The organism is Novosphingobium kalidii (genome assembly GCF_040534015.1).
In the GTDB taxonomy this organism is placed as follows: Bacteria; Pseudomonadota; Alphaproteobacteria; order Sphingomonadales; family Sphingomonadaceae; genus Novosphingobium; species Novosphingobium kalidii.
In genome coordinates this window covers 14748-36606 of record NZ_JBEWLY010000009.1, presented here as the reverse complement: position 1 = coordinate 36606, position 21859 = coordinate 14748, and the positions used below count along the sequence as shown (strand labels likewise).

Sequence of the window (21859 nt, the reverse complement as noted above, 5' to 3'; positions counted from 1 at the left end):
AACTCTAAACCTGAATGGGTAAGGCGGATCTCTCCCCCCGGTGCCGCCGATAAGGAGAAGCACGATGAACATCATTCTCAAGGTTTCGGCACTTGCAGCAGCCAGCGCCACTCTCGCCACCGCGGTTCCCGCTGTCGCGGCCCCCACTTTCTCCACCCAGCAGGCGACTTACGCCGCTCCGGGAAGCGAGGCCTACAACCAGTACCGCGATTGGAATCGCAGCCGCCACTCGCGCGAGGATTACCGTCGCGGCTACGGCAATCGCTACCGCCAGCCCGCCGCGCAGCAGTGGCGCGGCAATGACAACCGGTATCACTGCCGCAAGGAGAGCGGGACGACCGGCCTGCTGCTCGGCGGCGCTGCGGGTGCATTGCTGGGCCGCGAGATCGACGGCGGCCGCGACCGGACCATTGGAACGATCCTTGGTGCAGCCGGCGGTGCCCTGCTCGGCCGCGAAGTAGATCGTAGCGATTCGCGCTGCCGCTAACCGCTTCCACAGTTCTCTCCGCGCGGACGGCGACGTGCGGGGGAACAGTCCAGCTCCGCAGCACCGCTGCCGCGAGCCGGCCGGGAAGGGCGCTCTCCATTGTGCGAGAGCGCCCTTCTTCACGTCTGGGCTGCAGGCATTTACATGTTAGCTGCCGCTTTGGTCCAAAATGGTACGCGGCAGAGGTTAACCATCCTTCTCAACGTCTCGTTAACGATTGGCCGACAAGGCTAACGGCTAATTAAGCAAGCCGGACTGCGATAGGCACTTGCTTCTCGTGGCCGGCGGGGAAGGACGTGACGATGAAGACCTCCACCCGCCTTGCGATCGCCTGCGCTGCGAGTGCCATGCTGCTGTTCGGCGGCTGCAAGTCCGAGACGAAAAGCGAACCAAATGGCGCTGAGGACCCGGCGATAACCGGTGCCTTGGGTGATGAAATCATGGTCGATCCTGAGATGTCCGGCGCCAATGGCTCGGCCATCGCGCCTAACGGCGGGCAGACCGAACTGCCGCCGGAGCAACGCTCGCCCGAAGCTATCCAGGCTGCTCGCGACGAGGCGATGGTGCAAGCCGGAGGTAGCCTGAAGGCCACGCCGCAACCGCAGACCGGCAGTCCGACGTCGCTGGTCGAGAGCGCCGCCACTGCCGCACGGGTCGCGCAGCAGGCGAAGGCGGCAAGCACCGATTGCACGCAGAAAGTTCAATATTCCGCCACTTGGGCGGCCAAGCTGCCGAAGGACTTGCCGGTCTATCCACGAGGCGCGGTACAGGAGGCGGCAGGCACCGACGGAGAGGGCTGCAGCTTGCGTGTGGTGAACTTCGTCAGCCCGGTGACGCCCGGCGACGTCATGGATTTCTACTATACCAAGGCGACCAACGCCGGCTTTGGCGCGGAGCACCGCATGGATGGCTCTGATCATGTCCTGGGCGGCCGCAAGGGCAACGTTGCTTATCTGATCTACGCGCGTGCGCTCGACAACGGACTGACTGAAGTGGACCTGATCGCAAGCGGTCACTGAGGCCATTAGCTTCTGCGTGGTGAGCGGCTCCTACCGAAGCCCGACTCCGATGGTGGCGCGCGGCTGCTCCATTTCGCCCGAGGCGACCGGGTAGGCGCAGTAATCCGCCGCATAGTACCCGGTCGGGCGATGATTGCCGGAGAGCCCGATGCCTCCGACCGGTGCAGCATGAGCGGGGCCGATCGTCGGGCGGTTCCAGTTGACGATGCCTGCGCGGATGTTGGCCCAGAAGCGATTGTACTCCTGCGGTGTGCCGCCGACGAGACCCGCAACCAACCCGAACCGGCTGTTATTGGCCTCGGCAATTGCCTCGTCCAGATCGTCGACGCGCATGATCTGCAGGATGGGGCCGAACAGTTCGACGTCAGGGCGATCCTGCATCGCCGTGACGTCGATCATCGCTGGTGAGAGGAACGGCAGAGACTCGTCCGGCCGGATCAGATGCTTGATCGCACGTCCGCCGTGGCTGAGCAGATAGACGAAGCTCTCGCTCAGCCCGTCGGCGGCAGCGTTATCGATCACCGGGCCCATGAAAGGAGCGGGCGTGTCGAAAGGCGCGCCGAAGATGATGCGATCAGCCAAGGATTTTACCTCAGCAACGACAGCCTCGTACATGGAGGACTTGACGATCAGCCGTCGCGCCGCAGTGCAGCGCTGCCCGGCGGAAGCGAACGCGGACTGTACGATGATGGCGGCAGCGTCGCTGATCTTGGGCGTGTCCCACACCACAAGCGGGTTGTTGCCGCCCATCTCCAACGCCACGAGCTTGTCGGGCCGTGTGGATAGCTTGTGATTGATGGCAATGCCGGTGGTGGCCGATCCTGTGAACAGGACTCCGTCAACACCCTCGTGCACGACCAGCTTCTGACCTTCCGCGGGGCCGCCGACGCATAGCTGCATCACTGCCGCCGGAATTCCGGCCCGATGGAAGCAGCGCGCCAGCAGTTCCCCGGTCGCGGGCGCGTGTTCGCTGGCTTTGAAAATGACCGCGTTGCCGGCGATCAGCGCGGGAATGATGTGCGCGTTGGGCAGGTGGGCCGGTAAGTTGAAAGGGCCAAGTACCGCCAGCACGCCGTGCGGCTTGTGGCGAACGGCCATCGTGCCCTGGATGGCACTGTCGAGTCTGCGCTGCGCAGTGCGTTCGGCATAAGCGCGGATCGACGTTTCGACCTTGGCGAGGACGCTGTCGACTTCGGCCTGAGCTTCCCACATCGGCTTGCCGGTCTCGCGTGCGATGGTCGTCGCGAGCCGCTCGGTTTCCTTGCGCACTTCATTGGCGAAGCGGCGCACGAGTTCCATGCGCGTTGAAAGCGGCTGCGCGGCCCACTCCGGCCAAGCGCGCCGCGCGCGGCTCACGAGATCGTCGACATCGCTGATTGCGCGGCGCCAGATCTCCGCGCCGGTAGCTGGTTCATAGGACACGATCTCGGGCGCGGGCGAAGGGCGGAGCATACTCCGTGCTCTGTCGACCTCCGATGGGTGTGCCGCTGTGCCGTCCATTAGGCTTGATGTTCCGTTACTTAGGTCGCGTTGTGATCCCCGACCCTATGCCATGACACTCCCTACCGGGTTGCTAACGACGTCTCCGTCAGCCGAGATGGACAGCGTTACGGGCGTCTGCCTGTACCGCGCCTGACAGTGGAAATTACTGCGCGTTCGACTTGGGCGCTCTTGCGGCCACTCGCTTGCGGATCGCCCGACATCGCGCGATAGTGCAAGCGGGCGCTCGCCGATAACGTCGGGCGGAAGGCAGCAAGGGGCGCCACGAAGCATGACGCGGTACGAGGATCGGTTCTGGTCAAGCCGGGACGGATTGAAGTTGCACTACAGGGACTATCCTGGCTCCGATGCGCGCCCGCCGCTGGTCTGTTTGCACGGCCTCACCCGCAACGCGCGCGATTTCGTCGAACTGGCGGAACGCCTCTCGCCGACCTGGCGCGTATTATGTCCGGAGATGCGCGGCCGGGGTGAAAGCGAATATACGCGGGACGCAGCCAGCTACAATCCGCTGCAATATGTCGATGACGTGCTGGCGCTGCTGGATGAAGCCGGGATCGACCGTTTTGTCGCGATCGGCACCTCGTTGGGCGGCCTGATGACGATGCTGCTCGCCTTGCAGGCGCCGGAGCGGATCGTCGGAGCAGTGCTTAACGACGTGGGTCCCTGCCTTGAGCCTGCCGGGCTGAGGCGCATCCAGAGCTATGTCGGGCAGGGGCGCAGCTTTCCCACCTGGGTTCACGCGGCGCGAGCAATGGAAGAAGTGCATGAAAGCGCTCATCCCGGAAAGGACCTGCCGTTCTGGATCGCCGCCGCCAAGCGGGTGATGACCTTGTCCAGCAACGCGCGCATCGTCTTCGACTACGACATGAAGATAGCCGAAGCTTTCACAGCACTAGATCCCGATGCCGAGCAGGCGGACATGTGGCCCGCTCTGGAGGCACTTGCGGGTCGGCCCGTGCTCATCGTGCGCGGCGCTTTGTCGGACCTGCTGAGCGAGGAGACGCTCGCCCGGATGCTTGACCGTCTGCCTGAGGCCGAAGGGGTGACAGTTCCCGGCGTCGGGCACGCGCCCATGCTCACCGAGCCTGTCGCCACGGCGGCGATCGACCGGCTGCTCGCCCGTGTCGGCTGAGAGAGGCGAGCGCTTGCGGGTCCTGCATCTTCACTCCAGTTTCGATCGGGGCGGCAAGGAGCTGCGCGCGGCGCGGCTGATGAACGCCTTCGGGCGCGGCATCGCGCACGACGTCGTCTCGGCAGTGCCCGGAGCGCTCGGCGCCGCGTCGGCGATCGACCGCGGCATTCGCGTCACCTACCCTGAGGCGTTCCCGAGCTTGTCTGGCAAGCCGACGCCCGGGCGTCTGCAGCGGATTGCCGCCGCGATGAAGCCCTATGATTTGATCCTCACGTACAACTGGGGCGCGATGGATGCGGTGATGGCGCATACCGTCTTCCGCGAATTCGTTGGTTTGCCTCCGCTCGTCCATCACGAAGACGGCTTCAACGAGGACGAGGCGGATCGGCTCAAGACGACGCGCAACTGGTATCGCCGTATCGCTCTTGGACGTGCGTCGGCACTCGTCGTCCCCTCGCGAAAGCTGGAGAAGGTCGCCCTCGGAGCGTGGCAACAGCCGGCGGGGCGAGTGGTGGTGATACCCAACGGCATCAAGCTGGCCGCCTACAAGAAGAAGCCCGCGCCGGATGCGTTGTCGCGCATCGTCAAGCGTCCCGGCGAGTTCTGGGTCGGTACGCTTGCCGGACTGCGGGCAGTGAAGAACCTGCCTCGTCTTGTGCGGGCCTTTGCCGGGCTGCCGGAAGAGTGGCAGCTGGTTATCCTAGGTGAGGGTCCCGAGCGCGATGCGATTAAGGCGCAGGCGCTTGCGAGCGGGATCGCACACCGCGTTCATTTGCCCGGCTTCGCGCCCGATCCTGCCAAGGCGTTGGGTCTGTTCGATATCTTCGCACTGTCCTCCGAAAGCGAGCAATTCCCCATATCTGTGATCGAGGCGATGGCGGCAGGGTTGCCGGTCGCCTCTTCTGACGTGGGTGATGTTGCCGACATGGTCGCTGCCGAGAATCGCGAATTCATCTGCGCTCCGCGCGACGATGACGCCCTCGCGCGGGTCTTGAGCCGCCTGGCTGCGGACGCACCGGCACGAGCCGCGATCGGCGGCGCCAACCGCGCGCATGCCGCCAAGCACTTCGACGAGGGGCGGATGATCGAGGCTTACCGGCAGGTCTATGCCCGTGCCCTTGGCAAGCCCCAGTTTCCCTGAATGGCACTAACGCCTGCTGGCGCCCATTCAGCCAGGCTTCAGCCGCGTTCCTCCAGCGATCATGGTCGTTGAAAAGCAGCGACTATCCGCTAAACACCGCGGCCAGCATTATCAGGTTACCAGAAAGCCCTCACTTGGCCGTTCCACCGCAGAATTCCGATGCCGTTGTCCGCCGCAATGCGGCTGAGCAAGGCGTGTTCATGCGCGAGGTCGATGACGCCTTGCGCCAGGACAAGATGGAAGTGTTCATGCGCCGCTACGGCAAGCCGCTGCTTGCAGTGATCGTGCTCGGGCTGCTCGCCTTTGCCGGGTATCTCTACTGGGATCACCGTCGCAACGAGAAGGCTGAGGCGAGCGCAGAGCAGTTGATCCTGGCGCTTGACGACCTTGATGCCGGCAATACAGCCGAAGCGCAGAAGAAGCTCATTCCGCTTGCCGCAGGTGAACGCGGCAATGCCGTGCTGGCGCAGCTCACACAGGCCGGGATTGCTCTCGAACAGGGCAAGGCGGACGAGGCCGCCGGCATCTACTCCAAGGTTGCCGCCGATGAGGGCGCACCCAAGCCGCTGCGCGATCTGGCACGCGTGCGCGAGGTCGCCGCGACCTTCGATAAACTTTCACCCCAGACGGTGATTGATCGCCTCTCGGGCCTGGTTCAGCCTGGTAACCCCTGGTTCGGCGTTGCCGGAGAGATGGTGGGCATCGCTTATCTCAAGCAGGGCAAGGACAAGCAGGCAGGTCCTCTCCTGGTGCAGATCGCGAAAGACAACACGCAGCCGGAGGGCTTGCGCGCACGCGTACGCCAACTTGCCGGGCAAATCGGTTACGACGCAATCGACGATGTCGTGAGCGCCTCGGGGGATAATGCATCTCCAGCAGGCGGTGAAGGAGAATAAGCAGTTGTCCGGCAAGGCTCACGACATGAATACAAGCAATGGCAGGCGCTCGCGCCTCCTCCCGGTTCTCGCTCTCGCGCTGGCGTTGGGAACATCGGGCTGCGGCATTTTCAGGGGCAAGGGCGATGCGTCCAAGACCCCGACGGTCGGCGACCGCGTTCCGATTCTCTCCCGGATCGAGTCGGGCGCAAAAGTTGCGCCCGAGCTTGCCGACGTCGCCGTGATCTTGCCTCCGCAAGAGGTCAATTCGGAGTGGGCGCAGGCCGGCGGCACGGCCAGCAAGGCCTACGGCCATCTGGCTTTAGGCGATTCGCCGACGCGTCTGTGGACGGCTAACGTCGCGGGATCGAGCAACAAGCGCCGCCTTGCCGCCGCGCCCGTGATCGGCGACGGGCGTCTTTACGTCTATGACACCAGCGGTGTCGTCACCGCGTTCAACGCCGACACCGGAGCCAAGCTGTGGAGCAAGGCTCTCGGCGCGGACGGCGAAAATGAAAACGCCATCTTCGGTGGCGGCGTCAGCTATGACGCGGGCAATGTCTACGTGACGACAGGACTTGGCGAAGTTGCCGCGCTCAGCGCCGCTGACGGCGCCGAGAAGTGGCGGGTGAAGCCTGCTGGTCCGCTGCGCGGCTCACCCACGATTGGCTTCAATGCCATCTACGTGATGACGCAGGACAACCAGATCGTTGCTCTCGACGCTGCCGATGGCAAGCAGCTCTGGAACGAATCGGCCTCGGTCTCGCAAGCCGGCGTCTTCGGCGTGGCTGCACCGGCTGCCGGGCAGGGCACCATCGTCGCGGGCTATTCCTCCGGCGAGCTCGTCGCCTACCGCTACGAAAACGGGCGTCAGCTTTGGTCAGACGCCCTTGCCCGCACTTCCATCTCCACCGAAGTGGGCAGCCTCACCGACGTTGATGCCGATCCGATCATCGACCGGGGCCGGGTTTTCGCGCTCGGTCAGGGTGGGCGCATGGCCGCTTACGAACTGGTCACGGGCCAGCGGGTTTGGGAACTCAACCTCGCAGGCATTTCGACGCCGGCCGTGGCGGGCGACTGGGTGTTCACCCTCACCGACCGCGGCCAGTTGCTGGCGATCGCACGCAGTACCGGCAAGGTGCGCTGGCTGAATGAACTGCAGCGTTACCGTAACGCAGAGAAGCGCAAGGGGCCGATCTTCTGGGTGGGGCCAGTACTCGCCGGCAATCGCCTGTGGGTCGCCAACTCGGAGGGGCAGCTTTCGTATGCCAACCCGGCCGATGGGACGCTGATGCCGTATGCAGAGCTGAAGGGTTCGATCTCGTTACCGCCAGTGGTGGCAAATCAGACGCTCTATCTGCTGGACGATAGCGGCACGATCACCGCCTATCGGTAGGCCTGTGGCGGCGTCGTAGCGTCGTTGCCAGCGTTTTAACCTTTCGCCACTACCCAGTGGCGCCATGAGCAGCGCACCTTCGGTCCGTCCTCGAAGCGATGTCTCCACCGCAGTCGGCCTGGTCGGAGTGGCTGGGCTGTTCGTGTGGATCGCGGTGTGCCGTAACTGGGCCCTGATCGCTGAGGCATTGGCGATCCCAGGCCCACGTGCGCCAATGTCCGGCCCTTATGCGGCGGTAGCGACGCTGCTCTTCACCTCGCTGCCGATGATTGCATGGTCGCTGGCGGTAGACAAAGTGCATCGCCGCCCCTCCACCGGGATAGACTGGCGCCTAGAGCGTCGTATGCGCGATGTGCTGAGGGTTTCTGTTACCAAGGTGGTCGGCCTTTGGGCCACCTGGGCAGCGATCGGCTTCTTCTACTGCGTGGGACGTTGGTACTGGGACGGGCAGTATCTGTTTGCGATGGAAGTGATCGGCGTCTTCGCAGTGCCGATGGTCCTGTTGTCCGTCCCTTACGTCATCTGGCTGGACCGGTACCTCGTTGATCCCCGGGACAGCGCATGGCACTTCGGCGCGATGCTCATCGGTCGCGAAGGTTGGGAGAGCGGGCAAGTCGCCAAGCACTGGCGGGCTTGGGCGATCAAGGGTTTCTTCGGCGCCTTCATGATCTCGATACTGCCACCGGGCTTCGCTGCCGTGGTGGAGGCAGACTATTTGGCGGCCGCCGCGGACCCGGTGCGCTTGGCGCAAACCTTGTTTGAAACGCTGTTCCTGGTCGATGTGCAGATCGGCACCGTGGGATACTTGCTAACCCTGCGCCCGCTTGATGCACACATTCGCAGCGGCAACCCGTTCCTGGCGGGCTGGGTCGCCGCGCTGATGTGTTACCCTCCGCTGGTCTGGGGCACGATGGGCCGGGCGGACGTGATGGGCTACGAGGCGGCGATTGGTGGCTGGGGGTATTGGCTGGCTGGCAGCGCTCCGTTGCTGTGGGCGTGGGCGGCGCTGCTGGTGTTCCTCACCGCGGTCTATGCCTGGGCTACGGTCGCTTTCGGCATTCGCTTCTCCAACCTGACGTACCGAGGCGTGATTACCCACGGCCCTTACCGCTACACCCGGCACCCCGCCTACTTGTCAAAGAACCTGTTCTGGTGGTGCTCCACGCTCCCTTTCCTCGTGACCAACGGCTCGATGACCGACATGGTGCGCAACACGGTGATGCTTTCGCTGGTCAGCGGCATCTACTACTGGCGCGCGCGAACGGAGGAAGCGCACCTTATGGCAGAGGACCCCAACTATCGTGCGTATCATGCCTGGATGGCTGAGCATGCGCTGATCACACGCTCTATGGCCATGTTGAGCCGTATAGCGCGACCTAGGCCGGCTGTGCTCCACCCCGCGGAGTAGCGCGGAGAGCACCGCTCAAACTCCGCTGTCCGCGGCGGCGACTACCTTTCTGCCTCCAGTGTGTGCATTTCTGCATCGGATAGGCCGAAATGATGGCCGACCTCGTGGACCACAACGTGAGTGACAAGCTCCTCAAGCCCCACGCCGGTCTCGCACCATTCCGCCAGAAGCGGTTGGCGATAGAGCGTAATTACCGGCGGAAGTTCCCCCGAGGTCCAGATCGACTCCTGGTCCAGCGGTCGGCCGTGATAAAGCCCAGTCAATTCCCACCCGTCCGCGATGCCGAGCGCATGGAGTGTCTCGTCGTCGGCGAACTCCTGGATTCGCACTCGCACGCCTTCCAGGTGGCGAGCGAAAGGCTCCGGGATGCGGGTGAAAGCCGCTCGGGCCAACCTCTCGAACGCGGCAGCGTCGGGCGCGGAACCGAGGCGGCTCATGCGGCTATCACACGTCGAGGTTGGCGACGTTGAGTGCGTTCTCCTGGATGAAGTCGCGCCGGGGCTCGACGATGTCGCCCATCAGCCGGGTGAAGATCTCGTCCGTCACATCGGCATCTTCGACCTTCACTTGCAGAAGAATGCGGTTGTCCGGGTCAAGCGTCGTCTCCCAGAGCTGCTCGGCGTTCATCTCGCCCAAACCCTTGTAGCGTGAGATCGAAAGGCCCTTGCGCCCATTCGCCAGCACTGCATCAAGAAGCTGCGTCGGGCGCGTGATCGTTCCATCGGTCACACGAACCGGTGCCGCTTCCGCCTCGCTCTCGCTCTCTGAAGCCTGCTCTGGTTCAGCGGCATCCGCCGTCGCCCGGGTCAGGCGGGTGGGAGTGCTGTAGACGGCTGCATGCTCCCCGGCGACCCGCGCCAGTTTACGCGCTTCGGCGCTGCTGAGGAAGCTGGCTTCGATGATGTGGTGATCGGTTACGCCGCGCCATAGCCTCTCGACCACGTAGGCGCCTTCCTCGCCGCGCCGCGCGGTCCACTTGGCTTCGGGATCGCCGCGCTCAAGCCAGGCAGCGGCCTCGGTGAGAGCCGCGACTTTGCCGGCGTCGTTGAGGTCGGGCGCGAAGGCGCCAGCCAGAGCCAGAGCTTCGATAATGCCGAGGTCGTACTTGCGTGGAACGTATCCCAGCAGGTTGCGCATCGCCATCGCGTGGTCGATCAGCTCCCGCAGCTCGGCGCCGCCGCGCCCGCCGCCTGCAGTCTCAAGCACACGGCCCTGCGAGCCTGCGTCCACGAGATAGCGGTCAAGCTGGCGGTCGTCCTTGAGGTAGACCTCCGAGCGGCCCTTGCTGACCTTGTAGAGCGGTGGCTGGGCGATGAAGAGGTGCCCGGCGCGAATGATCTCGGGCATCTGACGGTGGAAGAACGTCAGCAGCAGCGTGCGGATATGCGCGCCGTCGACGTCGGCGTCCGTCATGATGACGATCTTGTGGTAGCGCAGCTTGTCGAGGTTGAAGTCGTCGCGGATGCCGGTGCCCATTGCCTGGATCAGCGTGCCCACTTCCTTGGACGAAATGATCCGGTCAAAACGGGCACGCTCGACGTTGAGGATCTTGCCCTTCAAGGGCAGAATCGCCTGGATCTTGCGGTCGCGTCCCGACTTGGCCGAGCCGCCAGCCGAATCACCCTCGACCAGGAACAGCTCGCACTTGGAGGGATCGCGCTCCTGACAGTCGGCAAGTTTGCCGGGCAGGCTGGCGATGTCCATCACGCCCTTGCGCCGAGTCAGTTCGCGCGCCTTGCGGGCGGCCTCGCGCGCCGCGGCTGCATCGATGACCTTCTGGATGATGGCCTTGGCTGTGGCGGGATTCTCTTCCAGCCATTCTGACATCTTGTCGCCCATCAGCGACTCCAGCGGCTGGCGCACTTCGGAACTGACCAGCTTGTCCTTGGTCTGCGAGGAGAACTTAGGGTCGGGCAGCTTGACCGATACGATCGCGGTGAGGCCTTCGCGCATGTCGTCCCCGGAGAGCTGTACTTTCTCTTTCTTGAGAAGACCCGAGCGCTCGGCATAGTTGTTCAACGTGCGCGTCAGCGCCGCGCGGAAGGCGGCAAGGTGTGTGCCGCCGTCTCGCTGAGGGATGTTGTTGGTGAAGGTGAGGACGTTCTCGTAGTACGAGTCGTTCCACTCCAGGGCGACTTCGATGCCGATGCCGTCCTTGTCCGCCATGATGGCGATCGGCTCCGGCATCAGCGCCTGCTTGTTGCGGTCGAGATACTTCACGAAGGCGCCGATGCCGCCTTCATAGTATAGGTCATGCTCCAGCACTTCCTCGTGCCGCTTGTCCCGCAGCAGGATGCGTACGCCCGAGTTAAGGAAGGCGAGTTCGCGATAGCGGTGCTCAAGCTTGTCGAAGTCGTACTCGGTCACGTTCTTGAACGTCTCGGTGGAGGCCTGGAAGGTAACGCGAGTGCCCTTCTTGCCTTCGGGCGCCGGCCCTACGACGCGAAGCGGCGCGACCGTGTCGCCGTGCTCGAAGCGCATCCAGTGCTCCTCGCCGTCGCGCCAGATCGTGAGTTCCAGCCACTCGGACAAGGCGTTCACCACCGACACGCCGACGCCGTGGAGGCCGCCGGAAACCTTGTAGGCATTGTCGTCCGAGGTGTTCTCGAACTTACCGCCGGCGTGGAGCTGAGTCATGATGACCTCGGCCGCCGAGACGCCTTCTTCACGGTGGATGTCGGTCGGGATGCCGCGGCCGTTGTCTGTCACGGATACGGAATTGTCTGGATTGAGTTCGATCAAGACGAGGTCGCAGTGGCCTGCCAGCGCTTCGTCGATGGCGTTGTCCGAGACTTCGAACACCATGTGATGCAGGCCCGAACCATCGTCGGTATCGCCGATGTACATGCCGGGGCGTTTCCTGACGGCGTCCAGGCCCTTGAGGACCTTGATCGATTCCGCGCCGTAGGAGTTGGTGTTCTTCGTGTTCTCTGGGGTGCTTGCCATATCGATTATATAGGGTCAGGGGGCGCGAAACTAAAGCAAAACCGGCATTGAAGCGGTCATTTTCCACAAGGGCTTGCGCGCGTGAGCATTGCTGCGTCAATGTAGCACAACCGTCACGGACAAGGGGCTGCCGATGCTGAGGAAATCGCTTTCGTTTCTGCTGGCGGGAGCGCTGGCCTTGCCGCAGGTCGCGATCGGGCAGGCGGGCGGGCAGAGCACCGCATTGCGCCCCGATCAGCAAGAGTTCTTCGGTCTCTACAAGGAACTGGTTGAGACCAATACCACGCTGAGCGAGGGCAGTTGCACCGAAGCGGCCGCAAAGATGGCCGCGAGGCTGAGGGCGGCCGGCATGACCGAGGACCAGTTGATCCCGTTCTCCAAGCCCGAGCACCCCAAGGACGGTGGACTCGTTGCCATCTATCCCGGAACCTCCGGCACGCTCGAGCCAATGCTGCTGCTCGCCCACATCGACGTGGTGGAAGCCAAACGTGAGGACTGGGAGCGCGATCCCTTCAAGCTCGTCGAAGAGAATGGCTACTACTACGCTCGAGGCGCGGTGGACGACAAGGCAATGGCCGCGATCTGGGTCGACACGCTCGCGCGCTTTGCCAAGACCGGATACAAGCCGCAGCGCACGATCAAGCTGGCGCTTACGTGTGGTGAGGAAACCAGCGGCGCTTTTAACGGCGCCGAGTGGCTGGCCCAAAACAAGCGCGACCTGATCGATGCGGCATTCGCCCTAAACGAGGGCGGCGGTGGCCGGACTGACGGCAACGGCAAGCTCATGGTGCAGACGCTCCAGGTCGGCGAAAAGGCTTACCAGGATTTCGCTCTTACGGCGACGAATCCGGGCGGCCACAGCTCGCAGCCAGTGCCGGACAACGCGATCTACGATCTCTCCGCGGCGCTGCTGAAGATCGACGAGCATGAGTTTCCGGTCGAGTTCAACGACGTGACGCGGGCGTTCTTCACCAAGTCTGGCCAGCAACGTGGTGGTGAAGTAGGACAGGCGATGCAGGCTCTTGCGGCCAATCCTGACGACAAAGCCGCGCTGGCGATTGTCGACAGGGACAAGGCGCTGCACTCGATGTTGCGCACCACATGTGTGGCGACGCAAGTGGATGCCGGGCACGCCCTCAATGCTCTGCCGCAGCGGGCAACCGCGAACGTGAACTGTCGCATGTTTCCAGGGCACACTGCCGATGAAACGCAGGCGGTGCTGGCACAGGTGATCGGTAATCCCGGGATCAAGATTGAGCAGCGCGTGAAGGGCAAACCGATCGCGAAGTCGCCGCCGCTCGATCCGGCGATTGTGAAGCCGGTGGAGGCGCTTGCGGCCCAGTATTTCCCGGATGTTCCGGTTATTCCCGCGATGTCCACGGGCGCTACCGATGGTCTCTACCTCTCGGCGGTGGGGATTCCCGTATACGGCATCCCTAGCGTCTGGACCGATCCGGACGGCAACGGCACGCACGGGTTGAACGAGCGAGTGGAAGCCAAGGCGCTTTATACCGCCCGCGACTACCTCCACGATCTCGTGCGGACTCTTGCTCGGTAAGTTGATCCGGGGGCCAAAAAAAGAAAGGCGGCCCTCATCGGGCCGCCTCTGCTTTTGTCTCGGGTCGCCCCCCTCAGGCGAGGGTGAGTGCGAACGCAAGGGCGCTAGCGCCCAAGGCCGCGGCGAGACCGAACGTCCGGTGGACGAGGGTCATGGCACTTTCCTCCAGTTCGTTGAACACGGCGTCTCTAGCGCCGCATCCTTTCGCAAATGCAACATAGGAGGGTTAGTAATTTCCGCAATCGCGAAAGCAACAATATAACTTGCGCGTTTTGCAAGTGAGCCCTGTCTTGTCATTTGCGTCGGCGCACTTCAGCGCACATCTGGACACTTTAGGCGCCGCAGACTAACCCGCGGGCATGACCATCCAGCCTTCGGATTCCGTCCTGATCGTCGACTTCGGCAGTCAAGTGACGCAGCTTATCGCCCGGCGCGTGCGCGAAGCGGGCGTTTACTCGGAAATTGCCCCATTTTCCACGGCTGCCGAAGCATTCGCCCGCCTCGACCCTGTCGGGGTGATCCTTTCGGGATCACCGGCGTCTGTGCTCGACAGCGGGGGCCCTCAAATTCCTGACGTCATTCTTGAGAGCGGCCGACCGATGCTGGGCATCTGCTACGGTCAGCAGGCACTCACGCATCAGCTTGGCGGGGAAGTTCTGGCGGGCGATTCCGGGGAGTTCGGCCGCGCCTTCATCGAGATCGAAGAGACTTGCGCGCTGTTTGACGGCCTATGGCAAGTTGGCGAACGCCACCAAGTGTGGATGAGCCACGGCGATAAGGTTACTCGTCTCGCAGAGGGGTTCCGCACCGTCGCGGCAAGCGCCGGCGCACCCTTCGCCGTGATCGCGAACGATGAGAAGCGCATCTACGCCATGCAGTTCCACCCCGAAGTCGTTCACACGCCCGACGGCGCCAAGCTGCTGAAGAACTTCGTGCGTCATGTCTGCGGCATGACTGGCGATTGGACGATGGCAGAGTTCCGCAAGACCAAGATCGAGGAAATCCGCCAGCAAGTTGGCAGTGGCCGCGTGATCTGCGGACTCTCCGGCGGCGTCGATAGCGCAGTGGCGGCGGTGCTGATCCACGAAGCGATCGGCGAGCAGCTGACCTGCGTTTTCGTGGATCACGGACTGATGCGCAGCGGCGAGGCCGAGCAGGTCGTCAGCCTGTTCCGCGGCGCGTACAACATTCCGCTTGTCCACGTTGATGCCTCGACGCTGTTCCTCAAGGGGCTGGAGGGCGTCACCGATCCGGAAGCCAAGCGCAAGTTCATCGGCAAGACCTTCATCGACGTCTTTGAGGACGAGGCGAAGAAGATCGGCGGTGCCGAGTTCCTGGCGCAGGGCACGCTCTACCCGGACGTGATCGAGTCCGTTTCCTTCACCGGAGGCCCTTCGGTCACGATCAAAAGTCACCACAACGTCGGCGGCTTGCCAGAGCGCATGAACATGAAGCTGGTCGAGCCGCTGCGTGAGCTGTTCAAGGACGAAGTGCGAGAGCTTGGCCGCGAGTTGGGCTTGCCCGAGGTCTTCGTCGGGCGTCATCCGTTCCCCGGTCCCGGCCTGGCGATCCGCATTCCGGGCGAAGTCACGCGCGAGCGCTGCGACGTCCTGCGCAAGGCGGACGCGATCTATCTTGAGGAGATCCGCAACGCCGGTCTCTACGATGCGATCTGGCAAGCTTTTGCGGTGTTGTTGCCGGTCAAAACGGTCGGCGTGATGGGCGACGGGCGCACCTACGACAACGTCTGCGCTTTGCGGGCCGTCACCTCGACTGACGGCATGACCGCGGATATCTATCCTTTCGACGCTCACTTCCTCAGCAGCGTGGCGACACGGATCATCAACGAGGTCAAGGGCATCAACCGTGTGGTCTATGACTACACAAGCAAGCCTCCCGGCACGATCGAGTGGGAGTGAGCGGTTTTGCGGTGCTGGTTGCGCTAGGCGCCAGCATGCAGCAGGGCACTTGCTAGCTTCCGGTAGCGACTCGGCCGAACATCGTCCGGTGAGACTTCGCTGTGCCCACTCCTGGGGCCAAGGAATTGGCGTGTCTGCCTAGGGTGCGCCCTGTAGCACAAGTGTCAGCAAGATGACCGCGATTCGTCATTGAAACGACCGGAGTTTGTCAGAAAAATAGATCAAACGCTGCGCTGCAACATACAGGGTCAGGGGGACCACCAGCATGCGCAGTTATTCCATTCGCCGCTCGGCACTCATTGGCAGCAGCCTTGCGACGCTTGTCTCTTGGACGCCTGCTCTGGCAGCGGACGAGGCTGCCGCCGCCGTTGATGCAGTCGATGCAAGCATGATCGTCGTCACAGGTGAGCGCACCACGTACAACAACACGGCAGTAAGCGATGTGTTGCTGGACGACCGGCCGCCGCTCGCCAATCCGCTCGACCTCATCAACACGCTTCCTGGCGTGTCGGTGAACCAGGGCGATGCGTTGGGCTTCGACGATTGGTCAACCACGCTCTCGGTGCGCGGGTTCCAGACGAACCTCGACCAGCAACAGATCGGCATGACCATTGACGGCATGCCGAACGGCGACTCCGGCTATGGCGGCGGCGCGAAGGCACACCGCTACGTCGACACCATGAACATTGCGACGGTCGAGGTGTCGCAGGGTACTGCCGACATCGCCACGCGCTCGAACGAAGCGCTTGGCGGCACGATCAACTTCGTGACGTCAGACCCGCTGGATGAACGGCGCGTGCGCGTCTCGGGATCGTTCGGCGATGCGGAGGCGCAGCGCTACTACGGAAGGTTCGACACGGGTCTGCTGCTTGGCGGCCTGGCAAAAGCCTGGTTCTCGGCGTCGCACCAGCAAGCGACCGACTGGATCGGTGGTGCCGCGCAGAACAAGCGGAATAACTTCGCAGGCAAATTCATCGTCGATACCCCCGTTCGGCTTACCGGTTACGTCAGCTACGACGACGCGCACGAAAACAACTATGATCAGATCTACTCGGCCGGACAGTTCGCGAGTGCACCTGACCGCGACGGGCTGACGTCAAGCTGGACGGGAGTCCCGGTCGTTGACCAGCAGTACCGCCGTGTGTGGTCAACGCTGCGTGAGAACTTCTTCGCGTACCTGAAGGGTGAAACCACGGTCGCCAATGCGTTCGAGATCAAGGCTTCGGCCTATTATCACGACATGTCAGGCCGTGGCGACTGGGCGCCCCCTTACATCGTCGATGTGATCCAGGATGGTGCCGGCGCGCAAAGCGAGCTTGGCTCGGGCCGTGTAGACGGCACGCCGACGTGGTGGGCAGGCCTGCCAGCAGGCTCCACGGTGCCGCCGCGCTACACCTTCGTCGATGCAAACGGCGTCGCTCTCAGCCCCACCCTGTGCGCCGATGCGTCCAGCCCGCGTTGCTATGCGCCGGGAGCGAGGGGCGCGCAGTCTTATCGCCACACGCACTATAGCAAGGAGCGTGTGGGCGGCACACTAGACGGCGCCTGGATGATGAGCATAGGGGCAGCCGAGAATGTGTTGCGCGGCGGTTTGTGGTATGAGGATACACGTCGCAAGGAATGGCGTGACTGGCACAATGTCGTCGACACCGCCGTCGGCCCAGACTTCGCGGATCAGCCGTACTGGACGCAGTACAATCGCCGCTACCCGCAAGATACCTTCAAGTGGTATGTGCAGGACGAGATCCGTTTCGGCCCCGTCACCGCCAACGTTGGCGCCAAGCAGTTCATCAACCACATCGATCGCGAGGATCTGTTCGGCGAGACGCCCGACGCCAGCGTGAAGTCCAAGTCGAACGTGCTGTTCTCTGGCGGCATCCAGGTCCAAGCGATGCAGAACCTGAACGTGTTCGGCGGCTACGCCGAGAACTTCAAGGCGCTGACGGACGGGCTCCTCGAATTCGGCGATGAAGCCTTCGTCGATATCGAACCCGAGACTGCGAAGAACTGGGAAGCCGGTGTGCGCTATACGACACCGCGCTTCGAGGCCTCGGCCACGTGGTTCAAGAGCAGGTTCGCCAACCGCGTGATCTTCGTGCCCAACTCCAGCGAGGCAGGGGTCGACTACCTCGGCGAAGGTGATGGCACCTTCTTCAACGCCGGCGGCATCGACTCCGAGGGTTTCGAACTGCTCGCGAACGTCCGGCCGCTCGACGGGCTGACGCTCTACGGCATGTACACCTACATCGATGCTACGTACCGCGGCACCGGGAATGCTGTCCTGGACGAGGAGCAGGGCATCACCGCGGGTAACCGCGTGGCCGGCATCCCCAAACACATGTGGGCGCTCTCGGGTAGCTACGACACCGGTCCGCTCACTTTCGGCGTTACGGGCAAGTACACAGGCGATCGCTTCGTCGACGCGGGCAGCAGCTGGGTAGCGGAGAACTACTTCCTGACCGACGTGAACGTGTCACTGAGAGGCGAGGCGCTGAGCGAACTGCTCAAGGAGCTTACTCTTTCGCTCACCGTCAACAACGTGACGGACGTGAGCTATTTGGGCGGCATCTCAGGAAACTATGCTTGGATCGGCACGCCCCGAACAGCGGTGTTCACGGTGACCGCCGACTTCTGATCGGTCGTCATTCCCAAGCTGCGGGGTGGAGGAGGGGAACCTCCGCCCCGCGGCGATACTCCTTACACCGCGCGAGTGCTCCTGCCATGACCAAGCCGATCCACCACACCAACGTATCTCGCCGGGCGCTGCTGGCGGGACTTGCAGGAACCGCCGCGCTGCTGGCATTGCCCGCTCCCCTGCTGGCGCGCATCGCTGAGCCCAACCCGGTGTTCCGCCATGGCATCGCCAGCGGAGATCCCGACGCGAGCAGCGTCATCCTGTGGACCCGAGTCACCACTGACGGTCCTGCGCAAGGCACCTGGGAACTCAGCGACACTCCTGACTTTGCCAGGATACGCCAGTCTGGTGGCTTCGTGACCGATGCCTCGCGAGACCACACGGTGAAGGTGCTTGCGGGTGACCTGCCTGCGGGCGAGACATTTTTCTACCGCTTCCGGCTTGGTAATGCGGTTTCTCCCGTGGGCCAGGCACGCACTCTGCCGGAGGGGCGTCTCGACCGGTTAGGCATCGCGCTCGCATCCTGCTCGAACTACGCCTTCGGGTTCTTCAACGCCTACGATGCTATCGCTCGGGATCCGGCGATCGACTTCGTGCTGCACACCGGCGACTATATCTACGAGTACGGAGGCGAGGACGGCTGGGGTGAGAAGATCGCTCGCACCATTGGCCGCAGCCACGAGCCTGCGCATGAGATTGTCTCGCTGTCCGACTATCGTACGCGCCACGCGCAGTACAAGACCGACGCCGGTTCGCGCGCCATGCACGCGCGGCATACATTGCTGGCCTGCTGGGACGACCACGAGAGCGCCAACAATCCGTGGGTCAGGGGTGCTCAGAACCACCAGCCCGCGACGGAAGGCGACTGGGACGCGCGCCGAGCGGCCTCCGTCCAGGCGTATTTCGAATGGATGCCCGTCCGAGAGCCGGAGCATACCGCGCATCCGGATCGTTCCCGCGCGCAGTTCTGGCGCGCCTACAGCTTTGGCGATCTCGCGCTGCTGCACACGCTCGAGACGCGGCATACGGCTCGAGCCAAGCAGATCGAATACCTCGACTATGCGCCCTCCATCGTCGACGCCGCTTCGGCGGAGAGGTTCCGCGAAGAGGTGCTCGGGGCCCCCGACCGCCCCTTGCTTTCGCCTGAGCTAGAGGAAGATCTCGAGGCCGCGCTCGCGGGCTCGGTTCGGGCGGGGCAGCCGTGGCGCCTCATTGGCAGCCCGATGGTGGTCGCCCGGCTCAATGTGCCTGATGTCGTCAAGCTGGGTCTCGTGCCCGATCCGATGCCGCGGCTTGCTGCCGCCAGATCGCCGGAAGAACTGGCCAAGCTGGGCGCCGATCCGGCAGTGTCGCTGGGTTGGAGGGGACTTTGGAATCTGGCCGACTACACTGACGCCTGGACCGGCTATCCTTGGGCGCGTGAGCGTTTCTACGACTTGTCGCGCCGGGCAGGGGCGAGCGACCTCATCGTCCTCTCCGGCGACAGTCACAGCTTCTGGCTCAATAACCTGGTCGACGACTCTAACCGCCCTGCAGGCATCGAATTCGGGACCGCAGGTATTTCTTCGCCCGGTGACTTCATCGAAAGCGGCTTCGGTCCGCAAACCTCCGTAGCGCTCGACCGTGCCTATGCCGAACACATCCCGGAAGTGGTCTGGACCGACAACATGCACCAGGGTTACGTTCGCGTGGAGCTAGGCAGGTCCACTGGCAAAGCCAGCTTTGTGGCTGTGAACACGGTGCTCTCACCCCGATATGCGACGAAAGTGATTCACGAGGCTAAGTTCGCGCGCTCGGGCGGGCAAGTGCGCCTGACTTGAACTCCACCTCGCAGAGCGCGCCCTTACCCCACGAAGGCGCGCTCTACCACGACGTCTCCAGGCTTTGCGTTGGAGCCCTCCTCGAAGCCGCGTTGTTCGAGCAGGGCGACAAGATCGCGGATCATGTCCATGCTGCCGCACAACATCACCCGATCGGTGTCGGGGTCCAGGCGGCTCGGTCCGCCCAAGCCGCGAAACAGGCGCTCGGTTTCGATCAGGGAGCCTATCCTGCCGGTTGTGGGAAACGGCTCGCGCGTGACCGTTGGGAGGTACGTCAGCTGCAGCAGCGCCTGATCTTGTACCAGCGGATCACTGGCGAGGTGGCTTTCCAGCTCTTCCCGATAGGCAAGATCGGAAGCGGTGCGCACGCAGTGGACGAGAACCACTTGGCCGAAGCGCTCGTAAATGTCGGGATCGCGGACCAGCGACAGGAACGGCGCAAGCCCGGTTCCGGTGGAGAAAAGGAACAGCCGACGGCCCGGCAGCAGGGCGTCCGCCACAAGAGTGCCCGTGGGTTTGCGGCCCAGGAAGATCGGGTCACCACGCTCGATGCGCTGCAAGCGCGAGGTTAGGGGACCATCGGGCACCTTGATCGACAGGAACTCCAGTTCCTCGGCCCATGCGGGACTTGCAATCGAGTAGGCGCGCAGGATCGGTCGCCCCTCGCCGGGCAAGCCGATCATGACAAACTCGCCGGAGCGGAAGCGGAACGATGGTGGCCGCGAAATGGAAAAGCTGAACAGGTGTTCGTTCCAATGATGCACGCGGTGTACCTTCTCCACCGTGAGCGTGGCGGAGGGGGCAAGGGCGGCGGCGGCGGTCTTGCGATCACTCATTGCAGATTCTCGCTCAGGGCAGTGGCGCGAGACAGATCCAGGCCCGCGCGCATCATCTGGTTGCTGCAGTCCGCCATGGCGCGGGCCACGGCTAGAATTGCGTCCGGCTTCACCAGGAGCTTCAGCGTGCCAGACACCTGATCGACATCTTCACGGGCCACGCCCTGCCAAAGCGCAAGGAGTATGGCTTCGTCCTCTTCGATTCGACACGCATCCATGGGCGCTACATGCAGCGGTTTCAGTCCTTCCCGGCGCATGAGCGTGCTTGCGACGTGAAAGTCGTTCAAAGCAGCACTAGCGCCGACCCTGCAAAATCCCCGGTACAGGGCGAGCGGCGGGCAGGCTTTGCTCGCCATGGACTGATTCCACCCGCGCAAAGCCCAAAGCAACAGACGGCCGGGGTTGCCGAGGTGACGGGGATGGCGATCGACAAACTCGTACATGGCGAAGCCCTTTTGAACGTCAGGAACGATAGCTACTGCGAGGCAGTCGCAATAAGGTTGCAGGTATCCGGCATGGAGGTCAAGCCCTTCTCCATCAAAGCCGCCGTTGCCTGTGCACCCAAGTGGGTCGGACTCGCCCCCCTAGGCCTCCACATGTCGTAAGCTCCCGAAAGTTAACGGCTTCCTGCGGTACTAGCAGGGAAAGACCGCTTGAAGTAGCTCCCGCGTCCACGACCTGCATCAAGGGGTGCATCCATTGGGCTTGCTGCACGTTTTCCCAGCTAAAGGAGACCGTGTATGGAGATCATCAAGTTGCCGCCGGGCGAACAAGCTGGCGAGGATACCGATTGCATCAAGATTGAGCGAGTGGCGGGCGGGCAATACTCGCTCATCACTTCAGCCTTGGCCGAATGCGACGGCGAAGAAGGGAACGCCGGCGACTCTGAAGCCGTCATCAGGAGTGAGTTCTACGATACCGTTGAAGAAGCCGAGGCTGCGGGGCTCGCCTGGGCAGCTAGCCTGTGTGTTGAGAAGATCTATGTTGAGCTTCGCGAATAGCACGGCTTGCGCACCGGACCCGTTCCTGGCTTATTCGGCGGACGAGCTTCTGCTATCCAGCAGCTTCTTTTCAAACAAGTTCTTGACGAGCCTCGCCTCCAGTATCCGCCCGAAAACATAGCGAGCCGCAAACATTGCCGCGAAGACATAAGCGGGAGTGGCGGAGGACTTCTTCTCGTCCTCCTG

The 21859-nt window shown here is 63.2% G+C and carries 17 protein-coding genes; 12 read left to right on the top strand and 5 right to left on the bottom strand.

Annotated elements, in window-relative coordinates; all coding sequences use genetic code 11:
• The first annotated feature begins 64 nt into the window (after positions 1-64).
• Both ABVV53_RS05925 and ABVV53_RS05920 read left to right on the top strand, forming a co-directional pair.
• Positions 65-487 (top strand): glycine zipper 2TM domain-containing protein, encoded by a 423-nt coding sequence (locus ABVV53_RS05925; RefSeq protein ID WP_353983478.1) that lies wholly within the window; start codon positions 65-67, stop codon positions 485-487.
• Between the two features lie 302 nt (positions 488-789).
• Positions 790-1506 carry a hypothetical protein gene (locus ABVV53_RS05920; protein ID WP_353983477.1) on the top strand — a complete coding sequence of 239 codons (717 nt, stop codon included), beginning with the start codon at positions 790-792 and terminating at the stop codon, positions 1504-1506.
• A 30-nt stretch (positions 1507-1536) separates the two neighbouring features.
• Here ABVV53_RS05920 and ABVV53_RS05915 read toward each other — a convergent pair whose 3' ends face one another.
• Positions 1537-2958 (bottom strand): succinylglutamate-semialdehyde dehydrogenase, encoded by a 1422-nt coding sequence (locus tag ABVV53_RS05915; protein WP_353983476.1) that lies wholly within the window; start codon positions 2956-2958, stop codon positions 1537-1539.
• Positions 2959-3277: 319 nt separating this feature from the next.
• Here ABVV53_RS05915 and ABVV53_RS05910 point away from each other — a divergent pair, with 319 nt between their 5' ends.
• From ABVV53_RS05910 to ABVV53_RS05890, 5 genes are all read left to right on the top strand, one after another.
• Entirely contained in the window at positions 3278-4138 is an 861-nt protein-coding gene (locus tag ABVV53_RS05910) for an alpha/beta fold hydrolase (protein WP_353983475.1), read from the top strand.
• Complete coding sequence (locus ABVV53_RS05905) at positions 4128-5279, top strand: glycosyltransferase (protein ID WP_353983474.1); 1152 nt, start codon at positions 4128-4130, stop codon at positions 5277-5279. The genes ABVV53_RS05910 and ABVV53_RS05905 overlap by 11 nt, the downstream gene beginning before the upstream one ends.
• A gap of 134 nt (positions 5280-5413) precedes the next feature.
• Positions 5414-6175 carry a tetratricopeptide repeat protein gene (locus ABVV53_RS05900; protein WP_353983473.1) on the top strand — a complete coding sequence of 254 codons (762 nt, stop codon included), beginning with the start codon at positions 5414-5416 and terminating at the stop codon, positions 6173-6175.
• 25 nt (positions 6176-6200) lie between these two features.
• The gene (locus tag ABVV53_RS05895) at positions 6201-7550 is read left to right on the top strand and encodes an outer membrane protein assembly factor BamB family protein (protein WP_353983472.1); all 1350 of its coding nucleotides are present in this window, start codon (positions 6201-6203) and stop codon (positions 7548-7550) included.
• 64 nt (positions 7551-7614) lie between these two features.
• Positions 7615-8958: a methyltransferase family protein gene (locus tag ABVV53_RS05890; RefSeq protein WP_353983471.1), complete on the top strand. Its 1344-nt coding sequence runs from the start codon at positions 7615-7617 to the stop codon at positions 8956-8958.
• 41 nt (positions 8959-8999) lie between these two features.
• Here the strand turns inward: ABVV53_RS05890 and ABVV53_RS05885 are convergent, their stop codons facing one another.
• Both ABVV53_RS05885 and gyrB read right to left on the bottom strand, forming a co-directional pair.
• Positions 9000-9395, bottom strand: coding sequence for a metallopeptidase family protein (locus ABVV53_RS05885; RefSeq protein WP_353983470.1), 396 nt, complete (start codon positions 9393-9395; stop codon positions 9000-9002).
• A 7-nt stretch (positions 9396-9402) separates the two neighbouring features.
• Complete coding sequence (gene gyrB / locus ABVV53_RS05880) at positions 9403-11904, bottom strand: DNA topoisomerase (ATP-hydrolyzing) subunit B (protein ID WP_353983469.1); 2502 nt, start codon at positions 11902-11904, stop codon at positions 9403-9405.
• 133 nt (positions 11905-12037) lie between these two features.
• On the opposite strand from gyrB, the gene ABVV53_RS05875 reads away from it, so the two are divergent.
• The 4 genes from ABVV53_RS05875 (at position 12038) to ABVV53_RS05860 (ending at position 19836) form a co-directional block, all read left to right on the top strand.
• Positions 12038-13462 carry a M20/M25/M40 family metallo-hydrolase gene (locus ABVV53_RS05875; RefSeq protein ID WP_353983468.1) on the top strand — a complete coding sequence of 475 codons (1425 nt, stop codon included), beginning with the start codon at positions 12038-12040 and terminating at the stop codon, positions 13460-13462.
• A gap of 359 nt (positions 13463-13821) precedes the next feature.
• A complete protein-coding gene (gene guaA / locus ABVV53_RS05870) occupies positions 13822-15381 on the top strand; it encodes a glutamine-hydrolyzing GMP synthase (protein WP_353983467.1) in 1560 nt (519 codons plus the stop codon).
• Between the two features lie 265 nt (positions 15382-15646).
• Entirely contained in the window at positions 15647-18016 is a 2370-nt protein-coding gene (locus ABVV53_RS05865) for a TonB-dependent receptor (RefSeq protein ID WP_353983466.1), read from the top strand.
• Positions 18017-18102: 86 nt separating this feature from the next.
• On the top strand, positions 18103-19836 hold the full coding sequence (locus tag ABVV53_RS05860; RefSeq protein WP_353983465.1) for an alkaline phosphatase D family protein: 1734 nt from the start codon (positions 18103-18105) through the stop codon (positions 19834-19836).
• A 23-nt stretch (positions 19837-19859) separates the two neighbouring features.
• Here the strand turns inward: ABVV53_RS05860 and ABVV53_RS05855 are convergent, their stop codons facing one another.
• Positions 19860-20672, bottom strand: coding sequence for a ferredoxin--NADP reductase (locus ABVV53_RS05855; protein ID WP_353983464.1), 813 nt, complete (start codon positions 20670-20672; stop codon positions 19860-19862).
• Positions 20669-21115, bottom strand: a complete 447-nt coding sequence (locus tag ABVV53_RS05850; protein ID WP_353983463.1) for a hypothetical protein — start codon at positions 21113-21115, stop codon at positions 20669-20671. Before ABVV53_RS05850 ends, ABVV53_RS05855 begins: the two co-directional genes overlap by 4 nt.
• A gap of 297 nt (positions 21116-21412) precedes the next feature.
• On the opposite strand from ABVV53_RS05850, the gene ABVV53_RS05845 reads away from it, so the two are divergent.
• A complete protein-coding gene (locus ABVV53_RS05845) occupies positions 21413-21673 on the top strand; it encodes a hypothetical protein (RefSeq protein WP_353983462.1) in 261 nt (86 codons plus the stop codon).
• Positions 21674-21859: the final 186 nt, after the last annotated feature.